Raw genomic sequence first — 26,955 nt, 5'->3', positions numbered from 1 at the left:
CAGCCCTATTCTCAAAATATCATTAAATTTGTTCCGTGCATATTACAAAAGACCAATTAGAAGAACTCGAATTTCCCGACTTGCTCGCGGAAATTTCTCCCTTTGCCTATTCCCATAAAACAGCGTTCAAAATCGCTGAACTGCGCCCGTTTTCAATTGATGAAGCCGAACTTTCGCTAAAAAAAGTTGCCGAATTTGTATCAAGTTTCGAAAGCGGAAACGCGATTCCTTTCAACGAATATGAAGATATTGAAGCAGAGTTAAAATTAATGCTGATTGAAAATTTCAGGCTTGACAATCCTGCTTTCATCAAAATAAAAAGCCTCACGGAACAGATCGGCAAACTTCAGAAATTCTATCCTGTTTATGAAGACATATTCCTGAATCTGAACAATGACGTAAAAGATCTGGAGTTCAGAAAGGAAATTATCGATAAAATCGACAAGGTTTTCAACCGTTTCGGGGAAGTAAAAAGTGAAGCTTCGCCCATCCTGAAAACGTTAAGAGCAGAAATTTCTCACGCTAAAAAAGCCATTCAGGAAAACTTCAACCGAACCCTCACTTCGCTTACCAATACTGACTTTCTTGATGACATCAGGGAAAGCATCATCGATGACCAAAGGGTTTTGGCGGTAAAATCGGCTTACAAGAAAAGAGTTTTGGGTAGGGTTCTGGGACTCTCAAAAACCGGTTCTATTACTTACATTCAGCCAGAATCTGTCGTAAAACATCAGTTTAAATTACGGGAAGACATCGAGGAAGAAAAGAAAGAAGTGGACAAAATTTTAAGAAAACTCACCACAGAAATCGCAGAATTCCACCCGCAATTAACTGAATATCAGGATTATATTTTTGATTTGGATTTAACCAGAGCCAAAGCAAAATTTGCCGAAAAAATTGGCGGTATTTTACCTAAAATCAACCGGCATAAAACTTTGCGTCTCGTAAATGCCTTTCATCCGCTTTTGCTCATCAGAAACCGGGAAGAGAAGAAACAGATTTTTCCCCAGACTTTCACATTAACGGAACATAACCGGATCCTCTGTATTTCCGGACCGAACGCGGGCGGAAAATCAATTACCCTAAAAACCGTAGGACTGCTTCAGCTCATGATTCAGACCGGAATTTTAGTGCCGGTTCATCCCAAATCTGAGATGTTTTTCTTCGGAAGTATAATGACGGATATCGGCGACAATCAGTCCATTGAAAATCATCTTTCCACCTACTCGTCCCGCCTTAAAAAAATGGCGCGGATCATTCGGGAGGCTGACGAAAACACCCTTTTGCTGATCGATGAATTCGGGACAGGTTCAGATCCTGAACTGGGCGGTGCTTTGGCGGAAAGTTTTCTGGAATTTTTCTACAACAAAAAAAGTTTCGCAATTATCACTACGCATTATACCAATATTAAACTCGTAATCGAACAGCTTCCGAATGCACAAAATGCGGCCATGCTTTTTGACGAACATTCTCTGGAGCCATTATATAAACTGGAGGTAGGACAGGCCGGAAGTTCATTTACTTTCGAGGTTGCGGCGAAAAACAGGATTCCTGCTTTCATCATTAATTCTGCAAAGAAAAAAGTGGAACATGATATTGTAAACCTCGATAAAACCATTGTAAAACTTCAGCAGGAAAAATTTGAAGTTGAAAAACTGAAAACCAATCTTACAGAACAGAAGGAATCCACCCAGAATAAGAAAGAAAACCTTGAAAAACTGAACGAACAACTGCAGCAGAAGCTTTTCAACTTTCAGAAGCTGTATGAGGAAGAACACCGCAAACTGCAGTTTGGAAATAAGATTGAAAGTTTCATAGATTCTTATGTAAAAGGGAAATCGCGAAAGTTGGTCGTAGCAGATTTTGTAAAAATACTCGAGCAGGAAAAATTCCGGAAAGCGGGCGCGGATAAAGATGAAAATAAAAAACTGCAGATCGTTAAAAGAAAAATCACGCAACAGCTAAAAAAAGTGGATGTTCAGGAAAACATCGTAAAAACCAACGAAAAACTGGAAACAAAAAGACAGAATGAGCGTGCCGTTTGGCTGAAGATCGGACAGCGCGTGCGCATTGCGGGCAGCACGAGCGTTGGAACTATCGAAAAAATCGACAAAAACCAAAAAGTGACCGTGAACTACGGAATGTTTAAAACGCAGATTTCTGCGGAGGAACTGGAGAGGATTTAATCCTTATCTAATCCTTCCTCTACATACATAAAAAAACGCCCTTAAAAAGGGCGTTTTGTGGTTTCTCCAGGAATCGAACCAGGGACACATGGATTTTCAATCCATTGCTCTACCAACTGAGCTAAGAAACCGTTCCGTTATTGAGTGGTGCAAAAGTATAACCTTTTCCCTTACGATGCAAATGATTTAGTGAAAAATATTGCATCAAAGCCGAAATTTACTGATTATCAGACGGATTATTTTCTTCCTTCTGAATCATCTCACTCATTTCTTCCAATACCGGCTTGATGGTACTCTCCGGAAGTTCGCTGATCCGGATATACATCAACCCGTCAATCGCATCATTAAAACTTGGATCTACGTTGAATGAAATTACTTTCGCGTTCTGTTTAATATATTTTTTAATCAGAACCGGCAAACGCATTTCGGGCTCCAGATCGTCAATGATTTTATCCAGTTTATTCAGATCCGACTCTACCTCATCGAAAAACAGATGCTTGTCGCGGTCTTTCAGTTTTACCTTAAATTCTTTTTTTGGATGAATATATTGCGCAACCGCAGAATCATAGTAGTGGGAACGCATGAACTCAATCATCAGGGATTTTGAAAATTCTGAAAATTTATCAGAAATACTCACACCGCCCATAAGAAACTTATGCTCCGGATTCCGTAAACATACATGAACAATCCCCCGCCATAAAAGGAAAAGCGGCAAAGGTTTCTGCTGATATTCGGATGATATATAAGCCCGGCCCATTTCGATTACTTTTCTGAAGAAAGGCTGCAATTCGGGATCGAATTCAAAAAGAGAACTGGTATAAAAGCCATCAATTCCGTATTTCTTCATCACTTCACTTCCCAGCGCCATCCGGTAAGCACCAACCAATTTCTGGGCAGCGCTGTCCCAAAGGAAAAGATGGTGGTAATGCTCGTCATAATGATCCAAATCAAAAGGAAGATTACTGCCTTCCCCAATTTTTCTGAAAGTGAGTTCGCGCTGTCTTCCGATTTCTCTCATAATGGAAGGAATTTCACTGTACGCAGCAAAAAACACCTCATAATTAGCATTTCGGAATAGCAATTTATCCTTTTTATAAAGAGCCTCAATATCTTTTACCAGATCTTCGTCCGGCGTCTGATCTATAATATTCTGAACGACATTTTCTTCTTTCAGTATCGGGAAATTCAGTTTCAGATTAGGAAGTTTCAGCTGTTCGGCAATAGATTTTCTTTTTTCATAATACGATTTCAGCATATAAATTTTCTTCCTCAGAAACTCGCCCATTTCCTCTACAGAATCGTGATCTTCCAGCATTTTTACGGAAACCTGTTTTCCAATTCTTATGCGGATGGGTTTTTCTCTCTTATTCATCATTTCGGAAGGAAGGAGTAAAGTCTGCAATTCCGGATGAATTTTCGAAACCTGATAAAAAAGCCTGCTGTTTTTCGCATGAAAATACATCGGAACGACGGGAACTTTAGCCATTCTGATTAATTTCAGAGCCGGTTTTTCCCATGCTTTATCGTGGATCTCCTTGAATTCATTATTCTTATTGGAAACCTCCCCTGCCGGGAAAATTCCTACGCATCCGCCGCTTTCCAGATGTTTTAAAGTTTCGCGCATTCCGGTGGAACTGTTGCGGATATTTTTTCTGTTTTCAAAAGGGTTTACCGGAATAACGTAAGGTTCCATCGGTTTGATTTTCTCCAGAAGAAAATTCCCCATAATTTTGAAATCGGGCCGTATTTCGGTAAGGATTTTTGTCATCAGAATTCCGTCAATTCCGCCCAACGGATGATTGGATACTAAAATAAATGGTCCTGTTTTTGGGATTTTTGCCAAATCCTCTTCAAAAACGATGTATTTCAGGTCTCTTTCACGCACAAAAGAATCGAAGAAATCTTTCCCGCTTTTATCTTTCAGTACATCGTACAGTTTATTGACTTCATTGATCTTTGTAAGGCGCATGATCGCTGAAGCAATAGGATTTTTTATAAATCCTAATCTGCCTAAACCCGACACTTTGATTAAATCACTCTTTGAAATAAGGCTCATTGGTTATCAGTTAGTTACAACTTGTATTGTTTTTTTAGAAATCTGCTCCAATAATATATTTTTATTTTCATAAAACTTATTAAGGTCTTCTAATTTAGCATTTCTTACGGTAAAAAGGGATACATCTTTCACCATCTCTGTATTGAAAATAATCTGCAGCTCTTCATTCAGTTCATCAATATGCCCATATTTGTCTTCAAGGCAAATCGCAAGGGAAATCGCTGAGTTCTGCATCAGCGAAATTTTGATCTTATATTTTGCCAGCTGCGCAAAAATCTGGCTTAAATGTTCTTCGGCAATAAAAGAAAAATCGCGGGTTGCAATCCGCATCAAATGTTGGTTTTCCTTTAAGATATAAGATTCTTCCTGAACATTTTGATCTGTAATCCCAACTTTGGTCCCCGGTTTTTTCGGCTCCAGAAAAGATTTCACAAAAAACGGAATATTCTTTTGTTTCAGGGGCTGCAAGGTTTTCGGGTGAATTACTGATGCGCCGTAATAGGCCATTTCAATAGCTTCTTCGTAAGAAATATTCGACAGAAGAGTTACATTTTCAAATTTTCTGGGGTCGCCGGTCATCACTCCCGGAACATCTTTCCAAATCGTCATGGCTTCTGCATTGAGACAGTACGCGAAAATCGCCGCCGAATAATCTGAACCTTCCCTGCCCAGCGTCACCGTAAAATTGTTAGCTTCCGAACCGATAAAACCTTGCGTAACATAACACATGTTACTGTCAAGAGCTGAAATATTCTTTTTTGTTTCTTCCCAGTCAATATTTCCTTCTCGGTAATTGCTGTCGGTTTTGATGTAATCTCTCGCATCGAGCCAGTTATTTTTGAACTGAATATCATTTAAATATTCACTCAGGATTTTAGAGGAAATCATTTCTCCGCAGCTTACCACCTGATCGTATACAAAGTTGTAATTCGGTGATTTGTTTCTTCTTAAAAAAGATTCAATATCATCAAAAAACAGAGAAATCTCCGCAAAAACAGGATGGTTTTCCTGAAACAGTCCGTTAGAAATTTCCAGATGGTTCTGCTTCACTTTTTCAATTTCTGTTTGGTAATCTTTCTTGGCAAAATAATTTTCAACGGCCTTTTCCAAAGCATTCGTTGTTTTTCCTATTGCCGAAACTACGAGCACACATTTCTCGAAGCCCTGAGACTCCAATACAAGCGCTACATTTTTTACACTTTCTGCATCTTTTACCGATGCTCCACCAAACTTGAAAATTTTCATTTAAATATTTAAATATCAATTATTTACGAATACAAACTTTTTTTGATTATTACAGAAATATCAGGGTTCAAAATTATTAATTTACAGCGAGATAAAAAAACGCCAGGAAATATAAAAAAAATTCAATCTGAATTGTTGTCAAATCAACATCAGGCATTAATTTAATTAAATACGAGAAACAGTATTTTCCACTATTTAACCGAAATTAAAAGAGGAATAATTCAAAGAAAATTCCGAAATTTGTGAAAACCCAAAAAGCAAAATAATGTCAGAACAAAGTTTTCAAACGCTCGGTGAATTCATCATTGATAAACAGGAAGATTTTCAGTATTCCACCGGCGAACTTTCCAGGCTTCTAAGCGCGATACGCCTCGCTTCCAAAGTAGTAAACAGAGAAGTAAACAAAGCCGGCATCGCAAATATCATCGGAAAAGTGGGCAGTGAAAACATCCAGGGTGAAGAGCAGCAGAAATTAGACGTTCTTGCCAACGAAATTTTTATAGAAGCTTTATCTCAGAGAGAAGTGGTTTGCGGAATTGCCTCTGAAGAAAGCGATGATTTTATTGAAGTAAGAACCGGCCCTAACGCCCATCTCAGCAAGTATGTAGTTTTAATTGACCCTCTCGACGGTTCATCCAACATTGACGTAAATGTTTCTGTAGGAACCATTTTCTCTATTTACCGCCGTGTTACCGAGCCCGGAACTCCTGTTACACTCGAAGATTTTTTACAGAAAGGAGTAAACCAGGCCGCTGCAGGCTATGTTGTTTACGGTTCTTCAACGATGATTGTTTACACCACAGGAAACGGCGTTAACGGTTTTACACTGGATCCAAGTCTTGGGACGTTTTATCTTTCACACCCATGTATGAAATTTCCTAAAACAGGAAAAATATATTCCATCAACGAAGGAAACTATATTAAATTCCCGCAGGGTGTAAAAAATTATATTAAATACTGCCAGCTCGAAGAAGACGACCGTCCTTACACATCCCGTTATATCGGAAGTTTGGTTTCAGATTTCCACCGAAATATGATTAAAGGCGGAATTTATATATATCCGTCAACTTCACAATCGCCAAACGGAAAACTCAGACTTCTTTACGAATGCAACCCAATGGCGTTTTTAGCGGAACAGGCCGGCGGAAAATGCACTGACGGATTTGGCAGAATTTTAGAAATCCAGCCAACCGAGCTTCACCAGAGAGTACCGTTTTTCTGCGGAAGTACTGATATGGTGGAGAAGGCAGAAGAATTTATGAAAGATGCACAATAATCTTAAATGACGGCTGAATTCTTTCAATACACACTCAATTTTAAACGTCCGGGCGGAACTTCACGCGGTGTTTTACATACCAAGGAGACTTACTTTCTCGAAATCACAGAAAACGGCAGGAAAGGAACCGGCGAATGTGGCCTTTTCCGGGGTTTAAGTTATGATGACACCCCTGATTATGAAGAAAAGCTGAAGTGGCTTTGTGAGAATATCAATGCTGATTCAGCAATTTTAAAGGAAAAATTAAAACACTTTCCTTCCATTTGGTTCGGGTATGAACAGGCCGTTTTAAATTTAAAATATGGCGATGACCTTTATTTCCCCAGTGAATTTACCGGCGGAAAATCTTCAGTAAAAATAAATGGATTAATCTGGATGGGCGATGCTGAGTTCATGCAGGAACAGATTGAAGACAAATTAAAAGAAGGTTTCGACTGCATCAAATTAAAAATCGGTACAGACTGGGATTCCGAAAAGAAAATCCTGAAAAAACTCCGCGAAAAATTCCCGAAAAAAGATTTGGAATTGCGTGTGGATGCAAACGGCGGATTCAGTTTAGAAGAAGCGAAAACCGTTTTAAAGGAACTTGCCGAGTTGGAAATCCATTCGATTGAACAGCCAATAAAAGCGGGAAAAACTGAACAGATGAAAGCGCTTTGTGCAGAAACACCAACCCCAATTGCGCTGGATGAGGAATTAATTGGAATCATCGATTTTGATACAAAAAAGGAACTTCTGGAAAAGATAAAACCTCAGTACATCATCCTCAAACCTTCACTGATTGGCGGGTTTTCGGGAAGTGACGAGTGGATTTCTTTAGCAGAAAATCTCAGTATTGGCTGGTGGATTACTTCGGCCCTTGAAAGCAATATCGGCTTAAATGCCATCGCACAATACACCTTCACGAAGAATCCAAAAATACCACAGGGATTGGGAACCGGCGGATTATTTACCAATAACTTTGAAACACTGCTTGATCTGAAAGGCGATCAGCTTTCCATAAAAAAAGCCTGAAACAATTGTTCAGGCTCTTTCTCATTAATATTTTACATCATTAAAACCGATATCCGAAAGACAGTCCGGCTCTTACACCAGCCCACGGACCGTCAACTTTAATGTTGCCACCGTTGGCATCGGTCGTTGTGGTATATTCTACAAAAGGAATATCCAGATTATTAATCTTATCTTTTAATTCTGCCTGCTCAGCCGGAGTTAACGGACGCGACGAATTCCCCCGGAAATCACCTTTTCCTTTTCCGTAATGCGCTCCAACAATCCACCAGTCTAAAACCCAACTGTCCGTTTTGCCCAAAAACCACTGCGCTCCTACCATCAGTCCTCCACTGTTTCCGGTAGCTTTACCTGATAATTTCAACGGATCTGAACTGCCTGTAGAGTAATCTACCGTTAAAGTCACCTGATCAACGTTAAAAGCACTGTACCGGTAATATGGAGCGAAATAAAATCCCCGTCCGTAACCTGCGCCTAAATAAATCCTTGGTTCTAAAGTGAAATTGGTCATCGAAACTTCTGTATCAGAAAACTCGGTGTCTTTAAGAAAACTGTTGCTGAACGGGACACTTCCCTTACCCATTGCTCCAAAGCCCGCCGATACAGAAAACTTCTTATTAATAACACGTTCATAGGTAAGATTAACATTCCGAAAGGCGTAGGCGGTTACATTAGTTTTTACGATATTCATTTTATCCGCACCGGTGGTCTGGGAAAAGACGGTGGCAGAAATAAAAAGACTGAAAAATAGGGGTTTCATGTTCATGATTGAATGATCAAATTAAAAATTGTTTAATTTTTCAAATGTATAAAATTAAATAACTTTTTACTGTTAAATAAAGACTGCATTTTGAAAATAATTAAAAGCATGCAATTTTCTGAACGGTAAATTCTTAAGTAATAATCTGCACTGGTTTAAAGCAAATTCAATACTGAAGAAAGAAATTCTCATTTTCTTTTCCCAAGATTCCTTAAATTTGCCTACTACAAGAATTTACAATGGAAGAAGAAAAAAAATCCCTCAATTTTATTGAGCAAATTATAGAAGACGATTTAGCAAATGGCTTTTCAAAAGATAAATTACGTTTCCGCTTTCCGCCGGAACCCAACGGTTATCTGCATGTGGGTCATACCAAAGCGATCTGCATTAATTTCGGTTTGGGCGAAAAATATGGTGCACCGGTAAACCTTCGTTTTGATGACACCAATCCGGAGAAAGAAGAACAGGAATTTGTAGATTCCATCAAGGCTGATATCGATTGGCTTGGATTTAAATACGATCAGGAACTTTACACTTCAGACTATTTCGATCAGCTTTACACATGGGCAGTTCAGATGATTAAAGAAGGTAAGGCTTATGTTGACGAGCAGTCTTCGGAAGAAATTACTGCACAAAGAAAAAATCCTTTCGAAGACGGGATTGAATCTCCTTTCCGAAACCGGCCTACAGAAGAAAGTCTGGAGCTTTTCGAAAAGATGAAAAACGGCGAATTCGAGGAAGGAACTATTTCACTGCGTGCAAAAATCGATATGAAATCGCCCAATATGAATATGCGCGATCCCGTGATGTACAGAATCTTGAAAAGACCTCACCACAGAACCGGCGACAAATGGAAAATTTATCCAATGTACGACTGGGCTCACGGCGAATCCGATTATATCGAGCAGATTTCCCATTCCCTGTGTTCACTGGAGTTTGAAAATCACCGTCCGCTTTACGACTGGTATCTCGATCAGGTTTATGAAGAAAATACCGTAAGAAACAAGCAGAGAGAATTTGCGAGAATGAATGTTTCGTACATGATCACTTCCAAGAGAAAATTACAGAGACTGGTTGCTGAAAAAGCAGTAACCGGCTGGAACGACCCGAGAATGCCCACCATTTCAGGGATGAGAAGATTGGGTTTTACTCCTAAAGCAATCAGAAACTTTATTGAAAGAGTGGGTGTTGCGAAAAGAGAAAATTTAATCGATATTCAGCTGCTTGAATTCTTTGTAAGAGAAGATTTAAATAAAATTTCAACCCGTGTAATGGGAGTTATCGATCCGGTAAAACTGGTAATTGAAAACTATCCGCAAAACGGAGAAGAATGGCTAGAAACGGAAAACAATCCTGAAGATGAGAACGCGGGATCCCGGGAAATTCCATTCTCAGGAGAACTGTATATTGAAAGAGAAGATTTCAAAGAAGAGGCGGGCAACAAATTTTTCCGTCTGAAACTGGGCGGTGAAGTACGTCTGAAATCGGCTTACATCATCAAAGCAGAACGTGTAGAAAAAGACGAAAACGGTGAAATCACTGCCATTTACGCTACTTACGATCCGAAAAGCAAATCAGGCAGCGGAACCGAAGAAAGTTTAAGAAAAGTAAAAGGAACTTTGCACTGGGTTTCTGCAAAACACGCATTACCGGTGGAAGTAAGAATTTACGACAGACTTTTCACCACTCCACAGCCGGATGCTGAAAAAGAAACCGATTTTATGGAATTCCTTAATCCTGAAAGTTTAAAAACAGTGCAGGGATTTGTGGAACCAAGCCTGCAAAATGCAGAAATCGGGCAGCATTACCAGTTCCAGAGAATCGGATATTTTACAAAAGATCAGGATTCCACGGATGAAAAGCTGGTGTTCAACAGAACTGTTACGCTGAAAGACGGCTACAAACCGGAATAAATAAAAAACCCTTTCGAACTTTTTTCGAAAGGGTTTTTTCTTAAATCACCCCGTTAACAAAAATATTGCCCTTCACTTTGCAGATCAGTCTCAGATAACGGATCTTCAGATGTTTCATATTCTTTTTCATGTGACATTTATTTTAGGTTCTCTTTGCAATATTTAAGCCACAAACAGTCATGTTTCCGAAAATTACCACAATTTCTTTTTCTTCAAAAGTTTTTCCCCGTTATTTATTATAATTATATTCGCAATAAATTCTCTCAGTCTCAAATGAAAAAGCTATTTACCTTAATCATATTCTGCATTTCTCTGACCGTGTTTTCTCAGGAAGGCATCCAGTTCCAGACGTCCAGTTTCAAAGAAATTCTCGCGAAAGCCAAAAGCGAAAAAAAACTGGTTTTTATCGATGCGTTTGCGGTTTGGTGCGGCCCGTGTAAAATGATGGAAAAGAATATTTTCCCTTTACAGTCGGTAAAAGAATATTACAACGCCAATTTCATCAATGCAAGATTTGACATGGAAAAAGGCGAAGGTCGCGAAATCGCGATGAAATACGGCATCCGTTCTTACCCTACTTTTCTGTTTTTAAATGGCGACGGCGAAGTAGTGATGAAAAATTACGGTTATATGGGAGAGCAAGATTTTCTTGCGATCGCAAAGGAAGCCAACAATCCAAAATACCGCAATTCATCCAACAAAGAACTTTTTGAAAAAGGTGAAAGTGATCCCGAATTTTTGCTGAATATGATGAGTCTCTACGCGAACAGCGATTACGAGCTGGCCAAAAAAGTCTCAGAACGATATTTTACCGTAAAAAAAGGCCAGCCTTTAACTAAAGATGAATTAGGTTTGCTTTTGTATTTCCTGAAATCACCGGGTGATCCCAATTATAAAATTTTTGTTGAAAGAAAACCGGAAATCGTTCAGTTAATGTCTGAAGATATTTACAAGCAGTTTGACGCGAATATTAAGATTTCCAAGATTTTAGAAAATTCAATAGATCAGAAAACTGGTGTCATCAACGATGATTATTTCTATAAAAACGCCATCCCGTTAATTGGTAAAACTGATGCTGAAATGGCACTCAACCGGATGAAAGTAATACTTTATCCAAACAGCGGAAAATTTGCGGAATACGAAAAGGCCGCGCTGGTATACTACAAAAACTCCGATGATTTCGATTCTGAAGAATTGCTGAAAGCTGCCTGGATTTTCAGTGAACATATCAGCAATAATACTTCACTGAAAAAAGCTGAAGAATGGGCTGAAAAATCAGTAATGAAATCGGAAACTCCGGAAAATACTTATATTCTTGCCAAACTGTATTCGAAAACCGGAAAGAAAGACAATGCAAAAATGTATGCTGAAATTTCGAAAAACCTTGCAGAAAGCCAGGGCAAAGATTCATCACTAGCAAAGCAACTTTTAGAAACTTTAAAATAAGTACCCATTTTGAAAAAACTCATTTTCGCACTTGCTGTTTCCGTCGCCTTTTTTTCCCATGCCCAAATTCAGGATTCCGTTATTCAAAAAAAACTTTATGTTAAAGCCAATGCACTTTTTCTTCCCATCGGAATGTTAAATGCAGGTCTGGAGTATCAGTTAAATGAAAAGATGACACTTCAGGGCGAGGTTTTTATTTCCCCCTGGAAATCATTCGCTGGTAAATATGCACAGATTTATATGGCGGGATTGGACGGGAGGTATTATTTCAAAGAAGCCTTTAAGCATTTGTATGTAGGCGCAAACATATCTTTTGCACGTTTCAAATTGCAAAAATATAATTACTGGAGTGATGAACCAACTCAATATACACCCCAATCTCCCATATATCCTGCCTCCGATCTCTATCAGGATGGTTTTTCATATTTTTTAGGTGCCACGATAGGTTATCAGTTTCATCTAAGTAACAAATGGAATTTAGACCTCTATCTTGGAGGCGGAACTTCTCAAAGCTACTATAAAGGGTTTCATAAATATCTAGGGATTAGGTACGACACCGACCCAGATCGGGTTTACAATCAAAGTGGAGAATGGATTCCTTACCGCGGAGGATTAATGATTTCATACCGATTAAAATAATGGATATTAAAAGCAAAAAATTCATGGTGATTGCTGCAATCACTTTTATCGTCCTATTTTTAATGAATTATATCGGAAATCAACTTCCTGATAAATTAGAACGAGCCTTAATGACGGCCGTTGCAGGAGTGGTTGGTTTAACCATTGGGATGTGGTTTGTACACCGCAATTCCAAGGATGATACCCATCACGATTTCGACTGAAAAAATACAAGTATTGATAAACAGATTTTCCCGAAACTGTTTTCCTTTTCTCATCAAGACCGAATTTTAAACCGGCGCAATAATGAAATTCCGCTGTAACTTTCTGCTTCCGTTCAAAAAAATTATCTTTGCACCATGATAAAAATCGGAAATATAGAACTTCCGGATTTCCCGCTTCTCCTTGCTCCCATGGAAGATGTTTCGGATCCGCCTTTTCGCAGGCTGTGTAAAATGCACGGTGCAGATATGATGTATTCGGAATTTATTTCTTCTGAAGGTTTAATTCGTGATGCGATGAAAAGCAAAAAAAAGCTTGATATTTTCGATTACGAAAGACCGGTGGGAATTCAGATTTTTGGCGGTGATGAAGAAGCGATGGCACTTTCTGCAAAAATTGTGGAAGCGGTAAACCCGGATCTGGTTGACATCAATTTCGGCTGTCCTGTGAAAAAAGTGGTTTGTAAAGGAGCAGGTGCAGGCGTTTTAAAAGATATTGACTTAATGGTCCGTTTAACAAAAGCGGTTGTAAATTCTACCCATTTACCGGTTACGGTGAAAACCAGACTGGGCTGGGATACGGAAACCATCAATATTATGGAGGTTGCTGAAAGGCTGCAGGAAGTTGGCGTAAAAGCGTTGACGATCCATGCAAGAACAAGATCCCAAATGTATAAAGGACAAGCCGATTGGGATTATATCTCGAAGGTGAAAAACAACCCGAATATCGAAATTCCGATTTTCGGCAACGGTGACGTAGATTCTCCTGAAAAAGCTCTGGAATACAAACAGAAATACGACTGCGACGGCATCATGATTGGTCGTGGCGCGATCGGGTATCCGTGGATTTTCAATGAGATCAAACATTTTTTTGAAACCGGAGAAAAATTGCCGGAACCTACTATTGAGCAACGTTTAGAAGCAGTACGTCAACACGCAGAATGGAGCATGGAATGGAAAGGCGAAAGACTGGGCTTAATTGAAATGCGTCAGCATTACAGCAATTATTTCCGCGGAATCCCGCATTTTAAAGATTTCAGAAGAAAATTCCTTGAGGTTTTCACTTTGGAGGAAATGGATGTAGTGATTGCAGAAGCAGCTGATTTCTACCGCGAATTTCAGTTTTCCTAAAACCGTTAAACAGGAGATTTTTTTTTAATTCTCATACGTTGATACAACTTACACCGCATTCCTAGCCCTGATGGAAGCGGCATCCTTTTTTGTATGGCTGTGTCTTCTGACGCAGCCGTACAAAAAAGATATAGCGGACAGCAGGTTCCCGGCTCCTGAAAATTCCCAATAAATTCCGTAACTTTCAAGGTCTTTTGAAGACTAATACTTAAAATTATTTGGATGCTGAAAGCAGAAAATGTTACCAAAACTTATAACGCCGGCAAAAAGCTGGCGCTCGAAAATTTTTCCATCGATGTTCCTGAAGCTAGTATTTACGGACTTTTAGGTCCAAACGGTGCAGGAAAAACCACTTTTATCAGAATTATTAATCAAATCACTCAGGCTGATTCCGGCGAAGTTTTCATCAATAATCAAAAGCTGAATCCGGAACACATCAAACAAATCGGTTATATGCCGGAAGAGCGCGGACTGTACAAAAACATGTCTGTTGGCGACCAGATTCTGTATTTCGGCGAACTGAAAGGCATGAGCAAAAGTGATGCGCTGAGCCAGGCGAAATACTGGTTTGAGCAGCTGGAAATCGACCAGTGGTGGAAGAAAAAACTGAGTGAACTTTCCAAAGGTATGGCGCAGAAAATACAGTTTGTGGTAACGGTTCTGCACCGACCACGGCTGCTGATTCTTGATGAGCCTTTTTCCGGTTTTGATCCGGTGAACGCAAATTTAATTAAAGACCAGATTCTGAAGCTAAAAGATAACGGAACGACCATTATTCTTTCTACACACCGCATGGAAAGTGTGGAAGAAATGTGTGATTCGGTAGCGTTAATCGATCACGCGAAGAAAATACTGGACGGGAAAGTTTTTGATGTGCGGGAAAAATTCAAGAAAAACATTTTCGGAGTGACACTTTCTGAGGTAAACGCGGAAAAATTCAGTGCATTTAAAGAGCATTTTCAAATCAACAGCTACTCCACTGAAAACCAACTTGTTTCATTCGATCTGAAAAACGACAACGACCAGAATATTTTATTGAATGAACTGATGAAAGTTGGGAAAATACGATCGTTTGACGAGAAAATTCCAAGTATGAATGAGGTATTTATCAACGCGGTGTCTGCCGGAAAAAAATAATTTGAAAATAAATTCATGAAAAATATATTTCTGATCACCAAAAGAGAATATCTAACTCAGGTAAAGAAAAAATCTTTTATCATTCTTACGCTTCTTGCGCCTGTCCTGATGATCGGTTTCGGAGCGTTGATCGCATTCATGTTTAAGGCGAATGAAAGTTCAAGTACTTTCAATGTGGTAGATAAAAGCGGTCTTTTTGTAGGAAATCTGAAAAGCGACAAAACCATTAAATATGTTTTTGTTCCTCAGGAAAATGAAAAAGCGCTGGCTTCCACGCTTAAGGACATGACCGGAATTGAAGGACTTTTAATCATTCCGGAACTGAAAGACAATAATTTCGACGCCCTTGAAAAAGGCTCCAAATTACTGATCAACAAGAAGATTGGATTAGACACGAAAATGAGTGTTGTTGCCGATCTTTCGAAAGTGATTAAGCAGGAAAAAATAAAAGAACTCGGTATTTCCGAAGACCAGATTATCAATCTGGATAAAAATTTCGCGCTCAGCACCCAAAACGTGGTGGATAATAACAAAGGGGATTCCGATTTGGATTTCGGGGTAAGATCAGGGCTGAGTATGGTTTTAATGTATGCCGTATTCATGTTCATCATTATTTACGGGGTTCGCGTAATGCGGAGCGTTTTGGAGGAAAAGAACAACCGTGTGGTGGAAATCATTATTTCCTCGGTAAAACCTTTTGAACTGATGATGGGAAAAATCCTGGGAGTTACGCTGGTTGCGCTTACTCAGTTTACCGTTTGGATTACGATGTCGGTAATCGGCGCGGTTTTCCTGAATACAGGTTTTTCTGCAATGCAAAAACAAATTCCGGGAGGTGAGCAGTCGGCAGAAATGATGAAGTCATTTGACATTAAACAGGCTGCCTCAGAAGTTTCCCACATTTTACTGGATATGAATTTCGGACTGATTATTTTCGTGTTCATCGTGTTTTTTCTTTTGGGATATATTTTCTACAGTTCGATGTATGCCGCAATTGGTTCGGCTGTTGATAACGAAACAGAGACACAGCAGTTTACTCTTTTTGCGATTATCCCGCTGATGCTGGGAATGTACGGAAGCTTCACGATTATGAATAATCCGGAAGGGCCGCTTGGCTTTTGGCTTTCCATTATTCCGTTTACGTCGCCGGTCGCGATGATTGCAAGGATTCCGTTTGGAGTTCCGCTCTGGCAGATTGCACTTTCGATGTTTCTCCTGGTGATATCCACATTGGCAATGATTTATATTGCTGCAAAAATTTACAGGGTGGGAATTTTGATGTACGGCAACAAAGCAAGTGCAAAGGAACTTTGGAAATGGATCAGAAGTTAATTAGCTAAAAAAAAATAAAATATTAAGTTGGTTCTTAGATAAATAAAATCCCATCTGTTAAAACTGATGGGATTTTTTATGCTTAATTTAAAAATGATTTACTGAAAAATATAACTCAGTCCGAGGCTGACAACCTGTTCCGATTTTTTCTTGTCGGTATTGGGATCTTTGGCAAGTTCACCCATTAATCCTTTGTAAGTATTGCTTAATCCCAGATCGTACCGTCCGGTAATTTCGAGCATTCTTTTGTAGGAAAATCCTACGCCTAAACCCACTGCAAAATTGAAACTCGCAGCCTTACCGTTAATTCCGGTCGCCGGGTCGCCATCTACAGTATATCGCAGCGGCGCATCTTTTACATTCTGACTGACCAGAAAATTAAATTTTGGGCCGGCCATAGCAAAAAACTCGGATTCAGCTTCAGAAAAATATCCTTTAAAATAAATAGGAACGCTGAGATAATTATTAGCATAAACTGCGTTATAACCCTCAGCATTTTTGGCATTTTTATCTTTTCCCGATTCCCCGGCTCCAAGATACTCTATTCCGGGCTGAAGATAAAACTGGTCATTGCTGTCAACCGGAATTAAAGCCAAAACCCCGCCGAAGCCTGAAAATATAGGTCCTGAAGGGTTGTGAGCATTACTGACTCTGGAGTATGTTCCGCCACCGGTAATTCCGAATCTGGTGCTTCTGAGATCAATCTGTGCAGACAAAAAAGTAACTGCGCAAAGTGCAGAACTGATCAATAGTTTATTTTTCATATAAGTGTGTTTAGTAACAAAGATAAAAAATATTGGGCAAAAAAAACGTTCCGTAAAAAATTACGGAACGCTATATCTTTATTGGCGTAAAATTATCCTAAAACTTTAGCTACTGTAGAACCGATTTCAGCAGGTGAATCTACTACATTGATTCCGTTTTCTTTCATAATTGCCATTTTTGCCTGTGCAGTATCTTCGTCACCTCCAACGATTGCTCCTGCATGGCCCATTGTTCTTCCTTTAGGGGCAGTTTGTCCTGCGATGAAACCGACAACAGGTTTTGTAGAACCGCTGGCTTTGTACCATCTTGCCGCTTCCGCTTCAAGGTTTCCTCCAATTTCTCCGATCATTACTACTGCATCAGTTTCAGGATCGTTGATGAATAGTTCCAGTGCGTCTTTAGTCGTAGTTCCGATAATTGGATCACCACCGATTCCGATCGCGGTAGAAACGCCGTAACCGGCTTTTACCACCTGATCAGCAGCTTCGTAAGTTAAAGTTCCGGATTTGGAAACGATTCCTACTCTCCCTTTTTTGAAAACGAAACCTGGCATAATACCGATTTTAGCTTCATCAGAAGTGATAATTCCCGGGCAGTTTGGCCCAATTAATCTGCAGTCTCTGTCAGCAATGTAAGCTTTAACCTTCACCATATCTTCAACCGGAATACCTTCAGTAATACAAACGATTACTTTAATTCCTGCATCGGCAGCTTCCATAATCGCATCTGCAGCAAATGCAGGCGGAACGAAAATAATTGAAACATTTGCTCCAGCTTTTTCCACGGTTTCAGCAACGGTATTGAAAACCGGTTTCCCCAAATGCTCAGAACCCCCTTTTCCCGGAGTTACACCGCCTACAACGTTGGTTCCGTATTCAATCATCTGTCCTGCGTGGAAAGTTCCTTCGTTTCCTGTAAAGCCCTGTACGATTACTTTAGAATCTTTGTTTACTAATACTGACATCTTATATTTTTTATTTTATTTTTTAGAAAAATTAATTCTTACAAATTTACTGAATCTGCCGGGTTAAAAAAATTTATCAATTATTTTTATTCGTTATATTTCTTAAAAGCCAGGAGTATTATTGTTAAAAGAACTGCAGTTATCAATAACCTAAAGGTTTTTCAATTTCACTTCCTTGCGTAAATAATCTCTAAACTCTTCCGCTAACTGCCCGAAATAGGTTTTGCCGCCTTCCAAATCTTTATTCACACCTGTTTTTCCTAAAAGCACCGCGCCTTTTCCTACTCTGTTTCCTGATGCGATACCGACCTGTCCCCAAACCGTGACCTCATCTTCAATGATACAGCAGCCTGCAATCGCTACAAGGGAAGCAATAAGCACTTTTTTGCCGATCACCGTATCGTGTCCGATCTGGATCAGATTATCCAATATTGAACCTTCACCAATAATGGTAGAATCGGTAACACCACGGTCAATGGTACAGTTATTTCCGATTTCCACATGATCTTCAATAATGACATTTCCAACAGAAATCAGGCGGTCGAAATTTCCGTTGAGTTTTCTGTAATAGAAAGCATCGCCTCCTAAGACAGTTCCGCTCTGGATAATGACGTTATCACCAATAGTGGTTCTGTCACCAATCACCACATTAGGAAAAATTATACAGTTACTTCCAATTTTCACATCGTTTCCAATCACTGCTGAAGGATGAATTTTTGTTCCCTCTCCCACTTCGAAATCGTGAAGCTGTTCGGTGAAATTATAAATCCGCGTGAAATGGGTATTGATTTTATTGAAATCCCTGAAGGGATCCTCGGAAACCAACAGCGCTTTGCCTTCCGGACATGCCACTTCTTTATCAATAAGAACAATGCTTGCGGCCGAATTAAGGGCTTTGTCGTAATATTTCGGGTGATTCACGAAAACAATTTCACCGTTTTTCACGCGATGAATTTCGTTCGTTCCCAAAACCGGGAAATTTTCATCGCCAATAATTCGGGCTCCGATAATTTCCGCAATGGTTTTAAGGGTTTGCGGTTGGTTGAAGGTCATATTTTAAGATGCAAAAAAAAAAATTATTTTACTCTTTCCAGATAAGTTCCGTCTTCGGTGTTTACTTTAATTTTGTCGCCAGCCTCGATGAAAAGTGGCACCATTACTCTAGCTCCGGTTTCTACGATAGCATTTTTCAAGGCGTTGGTAGCGGTGTTTCCTTTTACACCCGGATCTGCTTCAATTACTTCAAGGTAAACAGTTGGCGGAATTTCCGCAGCAAGCGGTGATTCGTCGGAATCTTTCAGGATAATGGTTACTTCTTCACCAGCTTTCATAAACTGTGCGTTTTCGATCATTTCTTTGTCAAGATACAATTGAGAAAAATCCTCATTGTTCATAAAGTGGAAACCGTTCTCATCATCATACAGATACTGGAATTTTCTTGTAATCACTTTTACTTCGTCGATTTTGTGACCTGCAGAGAAAGTGTTATCCAGAACTTTTCCGTTGGTAACCGATTTCATTTTTGTTCTTACGAATGCCGGGCCTTTACCTGGTTTTACGTGAAGGAATTCAATGATTTTGAAGATATCGTTGCTGTATTCGATACACATTCCTTTTTTAATATCGTTGCTTGTAGCCATTTAATAGTGGAGTTTTTTGTTGAAGTTCAGGTTTTTAAAAGCTGAACTTTTTATAGTTTTATCAATGTTTTATTTTTTTGGGGAACCAGATTTATTCTTTTCCTGTTCCGTATCCTTTCACAATACCCCGCGGTGAATTTCTGATGAATTCTAAAATTTCATCACGTTCTGCCGTTGGAAGCATTTCTTTCTCAATATAGCTTGCAGCCTGAGAAACATTCATTTTCATCTGAAAAATCGCACGGTAAATTTTCTGAATTTCAAAAATTTTATCGTTTGTGAAACCTCTTCTTCTTAATCCTACGGAATTAATTCCGGCATAAGTCATCGGCTCTCTCGCCACTTTCACATAAGGGGGAATATCTTTTCTTACCAATGTACCTCCGGAAATCATTACATGTTTCCCGATTTTTCCAAACTGATGCACCGCGGAAAGGCCTCCCATTACGGTATAATCACCAATTTCCACATGACCTGCGATTCCGCAGCCATTTACGATGATCACTCCGTTTCCGAGGATACAGTCGTGGGCAATATGTGAGGTCGCCATGATAAGGCAGTCGTTTCCTATTTTGGTATAACCAAGTGCTTTTGTACCGCGGTTAACAGTGACACATTCTCTGATGGTAGTGTTATCCCCAATAATAACCTGGGTATCTTCACCGTCGAATTTTAAATCCTGTGGAATTGCGGAGATAACGGTTCCGGGAAAAATACGGCAGTTTTTACCGATTCGGGCGCCGTCCATAATGGTTACATTAGGTCCAATCCAGGTTCCTTCGCCAATTTCCACATCACCAGCTATGGTTGTAAAAGGTTCTACAATTACATTTTTTTTAATTTTTGCACGTTTGTCAACGGCGGCTAATTGATGTACCATTTAATCTGGTTTATTTTTTGCGACCTGTGCCATCAGTTCTGCTTCCACTACTACACTGTCGCCAACATAGCCGTAACCCTGCATGTGAACAATTCCTCTTCTGATAGGTGTAATTAATTCTATTTTGAAAACCATCGTATCACCGGGAACTACTTTTTTCTTGAATTTTACCTTATCCATTTTGATAAAGTAGGTAGAATAATTTTCAGGATCCGGAACACTTGCAAGAACCAGAATTCCACCGGTCTGTGCTAACGCTTCTACCTGTAAAACCCCCGGCATTACCGGTTCTTTAGGGAAATGCCCAACAAAGAAAGGTTCATTCATCGTTACATTCTTCAAACCCACAACGTGCGAATCTGAAAGCTCCAGAATTTTGTCAATCAATAAAAACGGCGGACGGTGCGGCATCAGTTTCATAATACCGTTGATGTCATACACCGGTGCTTTGTTGATATCGATATCGGGAACGTTTTTCTTTTTCTGAAGTTTCCACTGTCTGTTCAGTTTTTTTGCAAACTGGGTGTTTACAAAATGTCCAGGCTTGTTGGCAATTACTTTTCCTTTAATTTTAACACCTACCAACGCTAAATCACCTATAACATCGAGTAATTTGTGACGGGCTGCTTCGTTGGGATAATTAAGGGTAAGGTTATCTAAAATACCGTTCGGGCGGATTGATACATCATCTTTACCGAAAGCTTTTTTCAGTTTCTCACCGGTTTCTGCTGTTAATTCCTTGTCAACATACACAATGGCGTTAGAAATATCACCGCCTTTTATTAAACCTGCATCCAAAAGCATTTCAAGCTCGTGAAGGAAACTGAAAGTTCTCGCTGAAGAAATTTCTTCTTTGAATTCAGAAATATCTTTTAATGTGGCATTCTGGGTTCCCAAAACTTTAGTTCCGAAATCCACCATTGTCGTTACTTCATAAGTATCTGAAGGGATAATGGTAATCTCTGAACCTGTTGCCGGATCTATATAATTCAGCACTTCTTTTACAACGAGGTATTCTCTGTCGAAATTCTGCTCCACAATTCCTGCTGTTTCGATAGCCTCCACAAAAAACTTGGAAGAACCGTCTAAAATAGGCGGTTCTGCGCTGTTCATTTCAAGGATGGCGTTATCGATATCGCAACCTACCAAAGCGGCAAGAATATGTTCACAGGTATGGATTCTCACGCCCAGTTTCTCCAGGGTTGTTCCTCTTTCTGTTGTGGTAACGTAATTTACGTCAGCCTCTACTTGTGGATTTCCTTCCAGATCCGTTCTTACGAATACGAATCCTGTATTTTCCTTAGCCGGTTTAATGGTAAGAATTACTTCTCTACCGGTATGAAGCCCAATGCCGGAAAGGGAAACCTCTTGCTTTAAAGTTTTCTGTTTATCACTCACTAGTTTTATCTTTTGAGTTATTTTCAATATTGTTAATACGTTTTACGATTTCGGTGAAATTTCGGAAATGAACATAATTTCTTCTGTATTCACCGGCGTTAATGGCAGGCGATCCGTAAAGAACTTCGCCGTCTTTTGCGCTGGAGTTCACCCCGCTTTGTGCCTGAACTTTAACCTGGTTACCGATGTTGATGTGACCGACGATTCCCACCTGTCCGCCAATTTGGTTCCAGTCGCCAATTACCGTAGAACCGGCAATTCCGGCCTGAGCAGCGATCACATTATTCTGACCGATTTTTACATTGTGGGCGATCTGAATTAAATTATCGATTTTGGTGCCTTTTCCGATTACCGTTGAACCGAGTGTCCCACGGTCAATGCTGCAGTTTGAACCGATCTCCACATTATCTTCCAGAACAACATTTCCAAGCTGCGGGATTTTTTGATAACCGTCCTTGGTCGGCTGAAAACCGAAACCATCAGATCCGATCACCGTATTGGAATGAATCACGCAATTGTCGCCAATTACGCAGTAATCATATATTCTGACACCACTGTAAATGATACAGTTCTTGCCGATTTTTACATTTTTTCCTATATAAACCTGGGGATAAATCTGACTTCCGTCGCCAATTCTCACTTTTTCAGAAACACAGGTAAAAGCACCTACATATACGTTTTCACCTACCTTAGAGGTTTCGTGAAATACAGCCCCGTCTTCAATCCCTGTTTTTCGGCCCTGCATTTCTTTGTACAGATTCATAAGAACCTGAAAGGATAGATAAGCATCTTCAACAGCGATGATGGTTTTGGGGTAGGAGTCTTTGGTTAAAAGTTTTTCTGAAACAATGAGAACCGAGCATTTCGTAGTACTAAGAAATTCTGCAAACCTTTCCTGGGCAACGAAAGAAAGATGACCATTCTCACCACTTTCTATAGGCGAAACACCGGTAATGGTAGTGTTTTCGTCGCCTATGATTTTCCCGTTGATAAAAGCTGCAATCTGCGATGCTGTAAATTCCATATCCTGCAAAGATAAGAAATTCCCAAATATTCCAAATTTTTTTAGCTGAAAATATTAACCTATATTTCTCTCGGAAAAGATAAAATATACTTGGTATTCAGCTGGTTGATGTAGGAGGAAAGGATTTGGTTTTCAGAATTTTCAAGGGTAATGGTGTTACCGTTTTTGAGCAGCAGATAAATGGGCTGTTTTTCCATATTATACGGAAGCAGACTTCTGGAAATTTCATCCACCAGTTCAGCGCCGAATTCAATGTTAAACACCGCATTTGTTTTCTCAATTTTCTCTTTAATAAATTCAGGATCAAATGGTTTTGAAGATATTTTTGTTTTAAGAAAATTTCTTTCAATGACACATTTGCAGAGATAAGACAAAATAAAATCTTCATTTCTGGTCCACGATTTCATGGCCTGAATAACATCAGTATCATCAAGCTCGGTGAATCTTTGAATGTCTTCACTAGTAGGGCTTTCGAACTCATTTTTACTTAAAAAATATTTTAAATTTTCCGAAGCCGGTAAATCTTTTCCTTCAGAAACAAGTGTTTTGGCCCGGGCAAGAATTTTAACCAGAAGATGCTCGGCCAACGCCGAAGTCTTGTGGTAATATACCTGCCAATACATAAACATCCGGGCCGTAAGAAAGTTTTCGATGGAGTAAATTCCTTTTGCATCAATCACCAGTTCATCGTGGCAAACATTCATCATCGAGATAATCCTCTGTGTATTTACATTTCCTTCAGAAACACCCGTATAAAAGCTGTCGCGCTTCAGATAATCCAGACGGTCGACATCCAGCTGCGAAGAAATAAGCTGGTTGAAGAACTTGCGGTGATATTTCCCCTGAAACATTTCCATCGCCATCGTCAGTTCCCCACCGAATTCTTCGTTCATTTTATTCATCAGCAGCAGCGAAAGTTTTTCGTGATGCCAGTCATCCATCAGCATATTTTCCAGGGCGTGCGAAAACGGACCATGACCAATATCGTGAAGCAGAATCGCAAGCATGGCAGACTTCTCTTCCTCTTTAGAAATCTTTACTTCCTTTAGTTTCAGCGTTTCCAAAGCGGTAAACATCAGATGCATCGCTCCTAAAGCATGATGAAACCTTGTGTGCGTAGCGCCCGGAAAAATTAAATTCAGTAAACCCGTCTGGGATATCCTGCGTAAGCGCTGAAAATAAGGATGCTCAATAACATCAAAGAGAATTTCGTGTGGTATTTTGATGAAGCCATGAACCGGATCGTTGATTATCTTGAATTTATTGGTCATTTCTGAATTTTGTCTGTACTTGGTTGAAGTGCAAATTTAAGTATTTCTAATGTCAAAGAAATTTTAAAAACACTATTTTTTCCATAAACAAACGGATTTAAATTTAACGCAACTTTAACGTGCGTTTAAAATAAATTTGGCAATGTTTGGTTGTATTTTTGGAGCAATAAAAAGGGTTCAAATACATTGAACTCTGTAACATTGAATATATTATATGTCAAAATTGATTTGGATTGATGATGAAGTAGATTTACTGAAACCTCATATTGTATTTTTAGAAAACAAGGGCTATAACGTAACCCCTGTTAATAACGTAAATGAAGCGCTGGAATTGATTGAAAAAGAAAACTTTCAGCTTGCTTTACTGGATGAAAACATGCCCGGAATTTCCGGATTGGAGGCAATTCCGATGATTAAAAATATCGATTCTGCCATTAAAATTGTAATGGTGACCAAGAACGAGGAAGAACGCATTATGGAACAGGCGATCGGTTCTCAGATTGCTGACTATATTCTGAAACCCGTAAACCCAAACCAGGTTTTACTTTCTCTGAAAAAAAACCTTCAGGAAGAAAGTCTGGTCGAGCAGCAAACCATTCTCGAATATCAGCAGGAATTCCGGAATCTTTCCATGGAACTTTCCTATATGAGAACCTTTCAGGACTGGGCAGAATACTATAAGAAAATCCTTAACTGGGAAATAAAATTTGATAAAGTTTTTGATAACGAATTTTCAGATTTGCTGCAGTCGCAGAAAGAAGAAGCCAACATCCAGTTTTCAAAATTTATTGAAAATAATTATGAGCACTGGCTCAACAGCAACGAAAAACCCATCATGAGCCATACTTTATTTAAAGAAAAAATAAAGCCGGAGGTGGAAAAAGAAAAAGTCCTGTTGCTGATGATTGACAATCTGCGTTATGACCAGTGGAAAGTGATTGAACCGCTTTTTACTAAGTTTTACAACAAAACTTCTGAAGATTATTATTTCAGTATTTTACCTACAGCAACGCAATATGCAAGAAATTCTTTTTTTGCAGGTCTTTTACCTTCAGAAATTGAGAAACGTTTTCCTGATAAATGGTTTAACGATAACGAAGAAGGAAACAAAAACGAGCATGAACGGGATTTCCTGGAAGACCAGATGAAACGCCTGGGATTATCTTCAAAATCGATGAAATATCTGAAAATCCTGAATGCAGATTTTGAAAGAAAAATTCTGGAGGATTTCAACCAGCATAAAAACAATGATCTTTTGGTCATCGTATATAACTTTATCGATATTCTTTCCCATGCAAAAACCGACAATGTGATTGTGAATCAGCTGATCAGAGACGATAAAACCTTCAGGTCGTTAACCTATAACTGGTTTGAAAACTCTTCACTGCTGAAAATCATTAAGCAGGCTGCAGAAAACGGTTTCAAATTGGTAATTACGACTGATCACGGAACGATTTATGTAAAAAAACCGAGTAAAGTGGTTGGCGACAGAGAAACCTCAACCAATATCCGTTATAAAACAGGACGGAGCTTAACCTACGAAAACAGCGATGTCTGGGCAATTTCGAATCCGGAGAAACTCTTTCTGCCGAAAGGTAACCTGAGTTCGAAATACATTTTTGCCAAAAACAACATCTTTTTGGCTTATCCGAAAAACTACAATCATTTTGTAAACTATTATAAGGAAACCTATCAGCATGGCGGAATTTCTTTGGAAGAAGTCATTATTCCGGTAAGCATTTTAGAACCCAAGTAGTTTTTTTTCATAGTTTATTTGATTTGGGTTCTATATGGGCGGGAAAAACCTTCGGTTTTTCCCGCCTCTTTTTTTGTACGCCGAGATCGCTTTTGTAATTTTGAAAAAATTAAAAATAATGAGAATAATTTCTTATAACGTAAACGGAATCCGTGCGGCTTTCACCAAAGATTTTTTAGGCTGGCTGAAAGTGGCGGATCCGGATATTATCTGCATTCAGGAAAGCAAAGCAGGAAATGACCAGATCGATATTGAAAGCCTGGAAAACCACGGCTATAAAAGCTACTGGCATTCTGCACAGCGAAAAGGCTACTCAGGAGTGGGAATCGCTTCCAAAACCGAACCACTGCACGTTGAATACGGTTGCGGTATCGAACATTACGACAGCGAAGGAAGAGTAATGAGAGCGGATTTTGAAGATTTTTCGGTAATTTCTGTTTATGTTCCATCAGCTTCAAATATTGAAAGGCTTGGCTTCAAAATGCAGTTCTGCCACGATTTCCTTGAATATATCAAAAACTTAAAGGAAACAATTCCTAATCTTGTCATTTGCGGTGATTTCAATATCTGTCATGAAGCCATTGATATCCATAATCCGGTAGGTCTTAAAAACACTTCCGGATTCTTACCGATGGAAAGAGAATGGATGACCAAATTCATCAATGAATGCGAACTGATCGACAGCTTCAGGTTCTTCAATGACCAACCCGACAATTACTCGTGGTGGAGTTACCGGCAAAATTCCCGGGAAAGAAACAAAGGCTGGCGGTTAGACTATAATTTTGTGTCTTATACCTTAAAAGAGAGGCTTTCGAGAGCGGTGATCCTGAAAGAGGCGGTCCATTCGGATCACTGTCCTGTTTTGGTGGAGATTCACTGAACTTAATTCAAATAAAAAAGCCGACTCTTCTGAATCGGCTTTGCT

General features: G+C 39.4%; 23 protein-coding genes and 1 tRNA gene. 12 read left to right on the top strand and 12 right to left on the bottom strand.

Annotation, left to right across the window (positions count from 1 at the left end):
- Positions 1 to 35: 35 nt before the first annotated feature.
- Positions 36 to 2,186, top strand: a complete 2,151-nt coding sequence (locus tag KSK37_RS06770) for an endonuclease MutS2 (RefSeq protein ID WP_217200341.1) — start codon at positions 36 to 38, stop codon at positions 2,184 to 2,186.
- Positions 2,187 to 2,244: 58 nt separating this feature from the next.
- On the opposite strand, the gene KSK37_RS06765 is transcribed toward KSK37_RS06770, so the two are convergent.
- The 3 genes from KSK37_RS06765 to KSK37_RS06755 form a co-directional block, all read right to left on the bottom strand.
- A tRNA-Phe gene (locus KSK37_RS06765) sits at positions 2,245 to 2,317 on the bottom strand.
- Between the two features lie 86 nt (positions 2,318 to 2,403).
- Positions 2,404 to 4,242 carry a bifunctional lysophospholipid acyltransferase family protein/GNAT family N-acetyltransferase gene (locus tag KSK37_RS06760; RefSeq protein WP_217200339.1) on the bottom strand — a complete coding sequence of 613 codons (1,839 nt, stop codon included), beginning with the start codon at positions 4,240 to 4,242 and terminating at the stop codon, positions 2,404 to 2,406.
- Between the two features lie 6 nt (positions 4,243 to 4,248).
- The gene (locus KSK37_RS06755) at positions 4,249 to 5,487 is read right to left on the bottom strand and encodes an aspartate kinase (protein ID WP_217200337.1); all 1,239 of its coding nucleotides are present in this window, start codon (positions 5,485 to 5,487) and stop codon (positions 4,249 to 4,251) included.
- Positions 5,488 to 5,752: 265 nt separating this feature from the next.
- On the opposite strand from KSK37_RS06755, the gene fbp reads away from it, so the two are divergent.
- Positions 5,753 to 6,763, top strand: coding sequence for a class 1 fructose-bisphosphatase (gene fbp, locus KSK37_RS06750; RefSeq protein ID WP_088359651.1), 1,011 nt, complete (start codon positions 5,753 to 5,755; stop codon positions 6,761 to 6,763).
- A 6-nt stretch (positions 6,764 to 6,769) separates the two neighbouring features.
- Positions 6,770 to 7,777, top strand: a complete 1,008-nt coding sequence (gene menC, locus KSK37_RS06745) for an o-succinylbenzoate synthase (RefSeq protein ID WP_217200335.1) — start codon at positions 6,770 to 6,772, stop codon at positions 7,775 to 7,777.
- A gap of 40 nt (positions 7,778 to 7,817) precedes the next feature.
- Here menC and KSK37_RS06740 read toward each other — a convergent pair whose 3' ends face one another.
- A complete protein-coding gene (locus KSK37_RS06740; protein WP_246566283.1) occupies positions 7,818 to 8,534 on the bottom strand; it encodes a DUF3575 domain-containing protein in 717 nt (238 codons plus the stop codon).
- Between the two features lie 239 nt (positions 8,535 to 8,773).
- Here KSK37_RS06740 and KSK37_RS06735 point away from each other — a divergent pair, with 239 nt between their 5' ends.
- From KSK37_RS06735 to KSK37_RS06705, 7 genes are all read left to right on the top strand, one after another.
- Positions 8,774 to 10,447, top strand: coding sequence for a glutamine--tRNA ligase/YqeY domain fusion protein (locus tag KSK37_RS06735; protein ID WP_217200331.1), 1,674 nt, complete (start codon positions 8,774 to 8,776; stop codon positions 10,445 to 10,447).
- A gap of 273 nt (positions 10,448 to 10,720) precedes the next feature.
- Positions 10,721 to 11,893 (top strand): thioredoxin family protein, encoded by a 1,173-nt coding sequence (locus KSK37_RS06730; RefSeq protein ID WP_217200329.1) that lies wholly within the window; start codon positions 10,721 to 10,723, stop codon positions 11,891 to 11,893.
- A 9-nt stretch (positions 11,894 to 11,902) separates the two neighbouring features.
- Positions 11,903 to 12,532: a DUF3575 domain-containing protein gene (locus KSK37_RS06725; RefSeq protein WP_217200327.1), complete on the top strand. Its 630-nt coding sequence runs from the start codon at positions 11,903 to 11,905 to the stop codon at positions 12,530 to 12,532.
- Positions 12,532 to 12,735, top strand: coding sequence for a hypothetical protein (locus KSK37_RS06720; protein ID WP_217200325.1), 204 nt, complete (start codon positions 12,532 to 12,534; stop codon positions 12,733 to 12,735). The genes KSK37_RS06725 and KSK37_RS06720 overlap by 1 nt, the downstream gene beginning before the upstream one ends.
- 135 nt (positions 12,736 to 12,870) lie before the next feature.
- Complete coding sequence (gene dusB / locus KSK37_RS06715; RefSeq protein ID WP_217200324.1) at positions 12,871 to 13,863, top strand: tRNA dihydrouridine synthase DusB; 993 nt, start codon at positions 12,871 to 12,873, stop codon at positions 13,861 to 13,863.
- A 222-nt stretch (positions 13,864 to 14,085) separates the two neighbouring features.
- Positions 14,086 to 15,000, top strand: coding sequence for an ABC transporter ATP-binding protein (locus KSK37_RS06710; protein WP_088359642.1), 915 nt, complete (start codon positions 14,086 to 14,088; stop codon positions 14,998 to 15,000).
- 15 nt (positions 15,001 to 15,015) lie between these two features.
- Positions 15,016 to 16,332 (top strand): ABC transporter permease, encoded by a 1,317-nt coding sequence (locus KSK37_RS06705; protein ID WP_217200322.1) that lies wholly within the window; start codon positions 15,016 to 15,018, stop codon positions 16,330 to 16,332.
- A gap of 98 nt (positions 16,333 to 16,430) precedes the next feature.
- Here KSK37_RS06705 and KSK37_RS06700 read toward each other — a convergent pair whose 3' ends face one another.
- The 8 genes from KSK37_RS06700 to KSK37_RS06665 form a co-directional block, all read right to left on the bottom strand.
- Positions 16,431 to 17,096: a porin family protein gene (locus KSK37_RS06700; RefSeq protein WP_217200320.1), complete on the bottom strand. Its 666-nt coding sequence runs from the start codon at positions 17,094 to 17,096 to the stop codon at positions 16,431 to 16,433.
- 92 nt (positions 17,097 to 17,188) lie between these two features.
- Positions 17,189 to 18,061, bottom strand: a complete 873-nt coding sequence (sucD, locus tag KSK37_RS06695; protein WP_217200318.1) for a succinate--CoA ligase subunit alpha — start codon at positions 18,059 to 18,061, stop codon at positions 17,189 to 17,191.
- A gap of 150 nt (positions 18,062 to 18,211) precedes the next feature.
- Complete coding sequence (locus KSK37_RS06690) at positions 18,212 to 19,114, bottom strand: UDP-3-O-(3-hydroxymyristoyl)glucosamine N-acyltransferase (RefSeq protein WP_217200316.1); 903 nt, start codon at positions 19,112 to 19,114, stop codon at positions 18,212 to 18,214.
- A gap of 23 nt (positions 19,115 to 19,137) precedes the next feature.
- Positions 19,138 to 19,701, bottom strand: coding sequence for an elongation factor P (efp, locus tag KSK37_RS06685; protein ID WP_088359637.1), 564 nt, complete (start codon positions 19,699 to 19,701; stop codon positions 19,138 to 19,140).
- 91 nt (positions 19,702 to 19,792) lie between these two features.
- A complete protein-coding gene (gene lpxA / locus KSK37_RS06680) occupies positions 19,793 to 20,581 on the bottom strand; it encodes an acyl-ACP--UDP-N-acetylglucosamine O-acyltransferase (protein WP_088359636.1) in 789 nt (262 codons plus the stop codon).
- Positions 20,582 to 21,979 (bottom strand): bifunctional UDP-3-O-[3-hydroxymyristoyl] N-acetylglucosamine deacetylase/3-hydroxyacyl-ACP dehydratase, encoded by a 1,398-nt coding sequence (locus KSK37_RS06675; RefSeq protein ID WP_217200315.1) that lies wholly within the window; start codon positions 21,977 to 21,979, stop codon positions 20,582 to 20,584.
- On the bottom strand, positions 21,972 to 23,003 hold the full coding sequence (gene lpxD, locus KSK37_RS06670; RefSeq protein WP_088359634.1) for a UDP-3-O-(3-hydroxymyristoyl)glucosamine N-acyltransferase: 1,032 nt from the start codon (positions 23,001 to 23,003) through the stop codon (positions 21,972 to 21,974). The genes KSK37_RS06675 and lpxD overlap by 8 nt, the downstream gene beginning before the upstream one ends.
- 59 nt (positions 23,004 to 23,062) lie before the next feature.
- Positions 23,063 to 24,274 carry an HD domain-containing protein gene (locus KSK37_RS06665; protein WP_217200313.1) on the bottom strand — a complete coding sequence of 404 codons (1,212 nt, stop codon included), beginning with the start codon at positions 24,272 to 24,274 and terminating at the stop codon, positions 23,063 to 23,065.
- A gap of 214 nt (positions 24,275 to 24,488) precedes the next feature.
- Here KSK37_RS06665 and porX point away from each other — a divergent pair, with 214 nt between their 5' ends.
- Both porX and KSK37_RS06655 read left to right on the top strand, forming a co-directional pair.
- Positions 24,489 to 26,030, top strand: a complete 1,542-nt coding sequence (gene porX, locus KSK37_RS06660) for a T9SS response regulator signal transducer PorX (RefSeq protein ID WP_217200311.1) — start codon at positions 24,489 to 24,491, stop codon at positions 26,028 to 26,030.
- A gap of 118 nt (positions 26,031 to 26,148) precedes the next feature.
- The gene (locus KSK37_RS06655; protein WP_217200308.1) at positions 26,149 to 26,910 is read left to right on the top strand and encodes an exodeoxyribonuclease III; all 762 of its coding nucleotides are present in this window, start codon (positions 26,149 to 26,151) and stop codon (positions 26,908 to 26,910) included.
- Positions 26,911 to 26,955: the final 45 nt, after the last annotated feature.

Source organism: Kaistella soli (genome assembly GCF_019038595.1).
GTDB classification, from domain to species: Bacteria; Bacteroidota; Bacteroidia; order Flavobacteriales; family Weeksellaceae; genus Kaistella; species Kaistella soli.
This window is presented reverse-complemented; position numbering and strand designations above follow the sequence as displayed.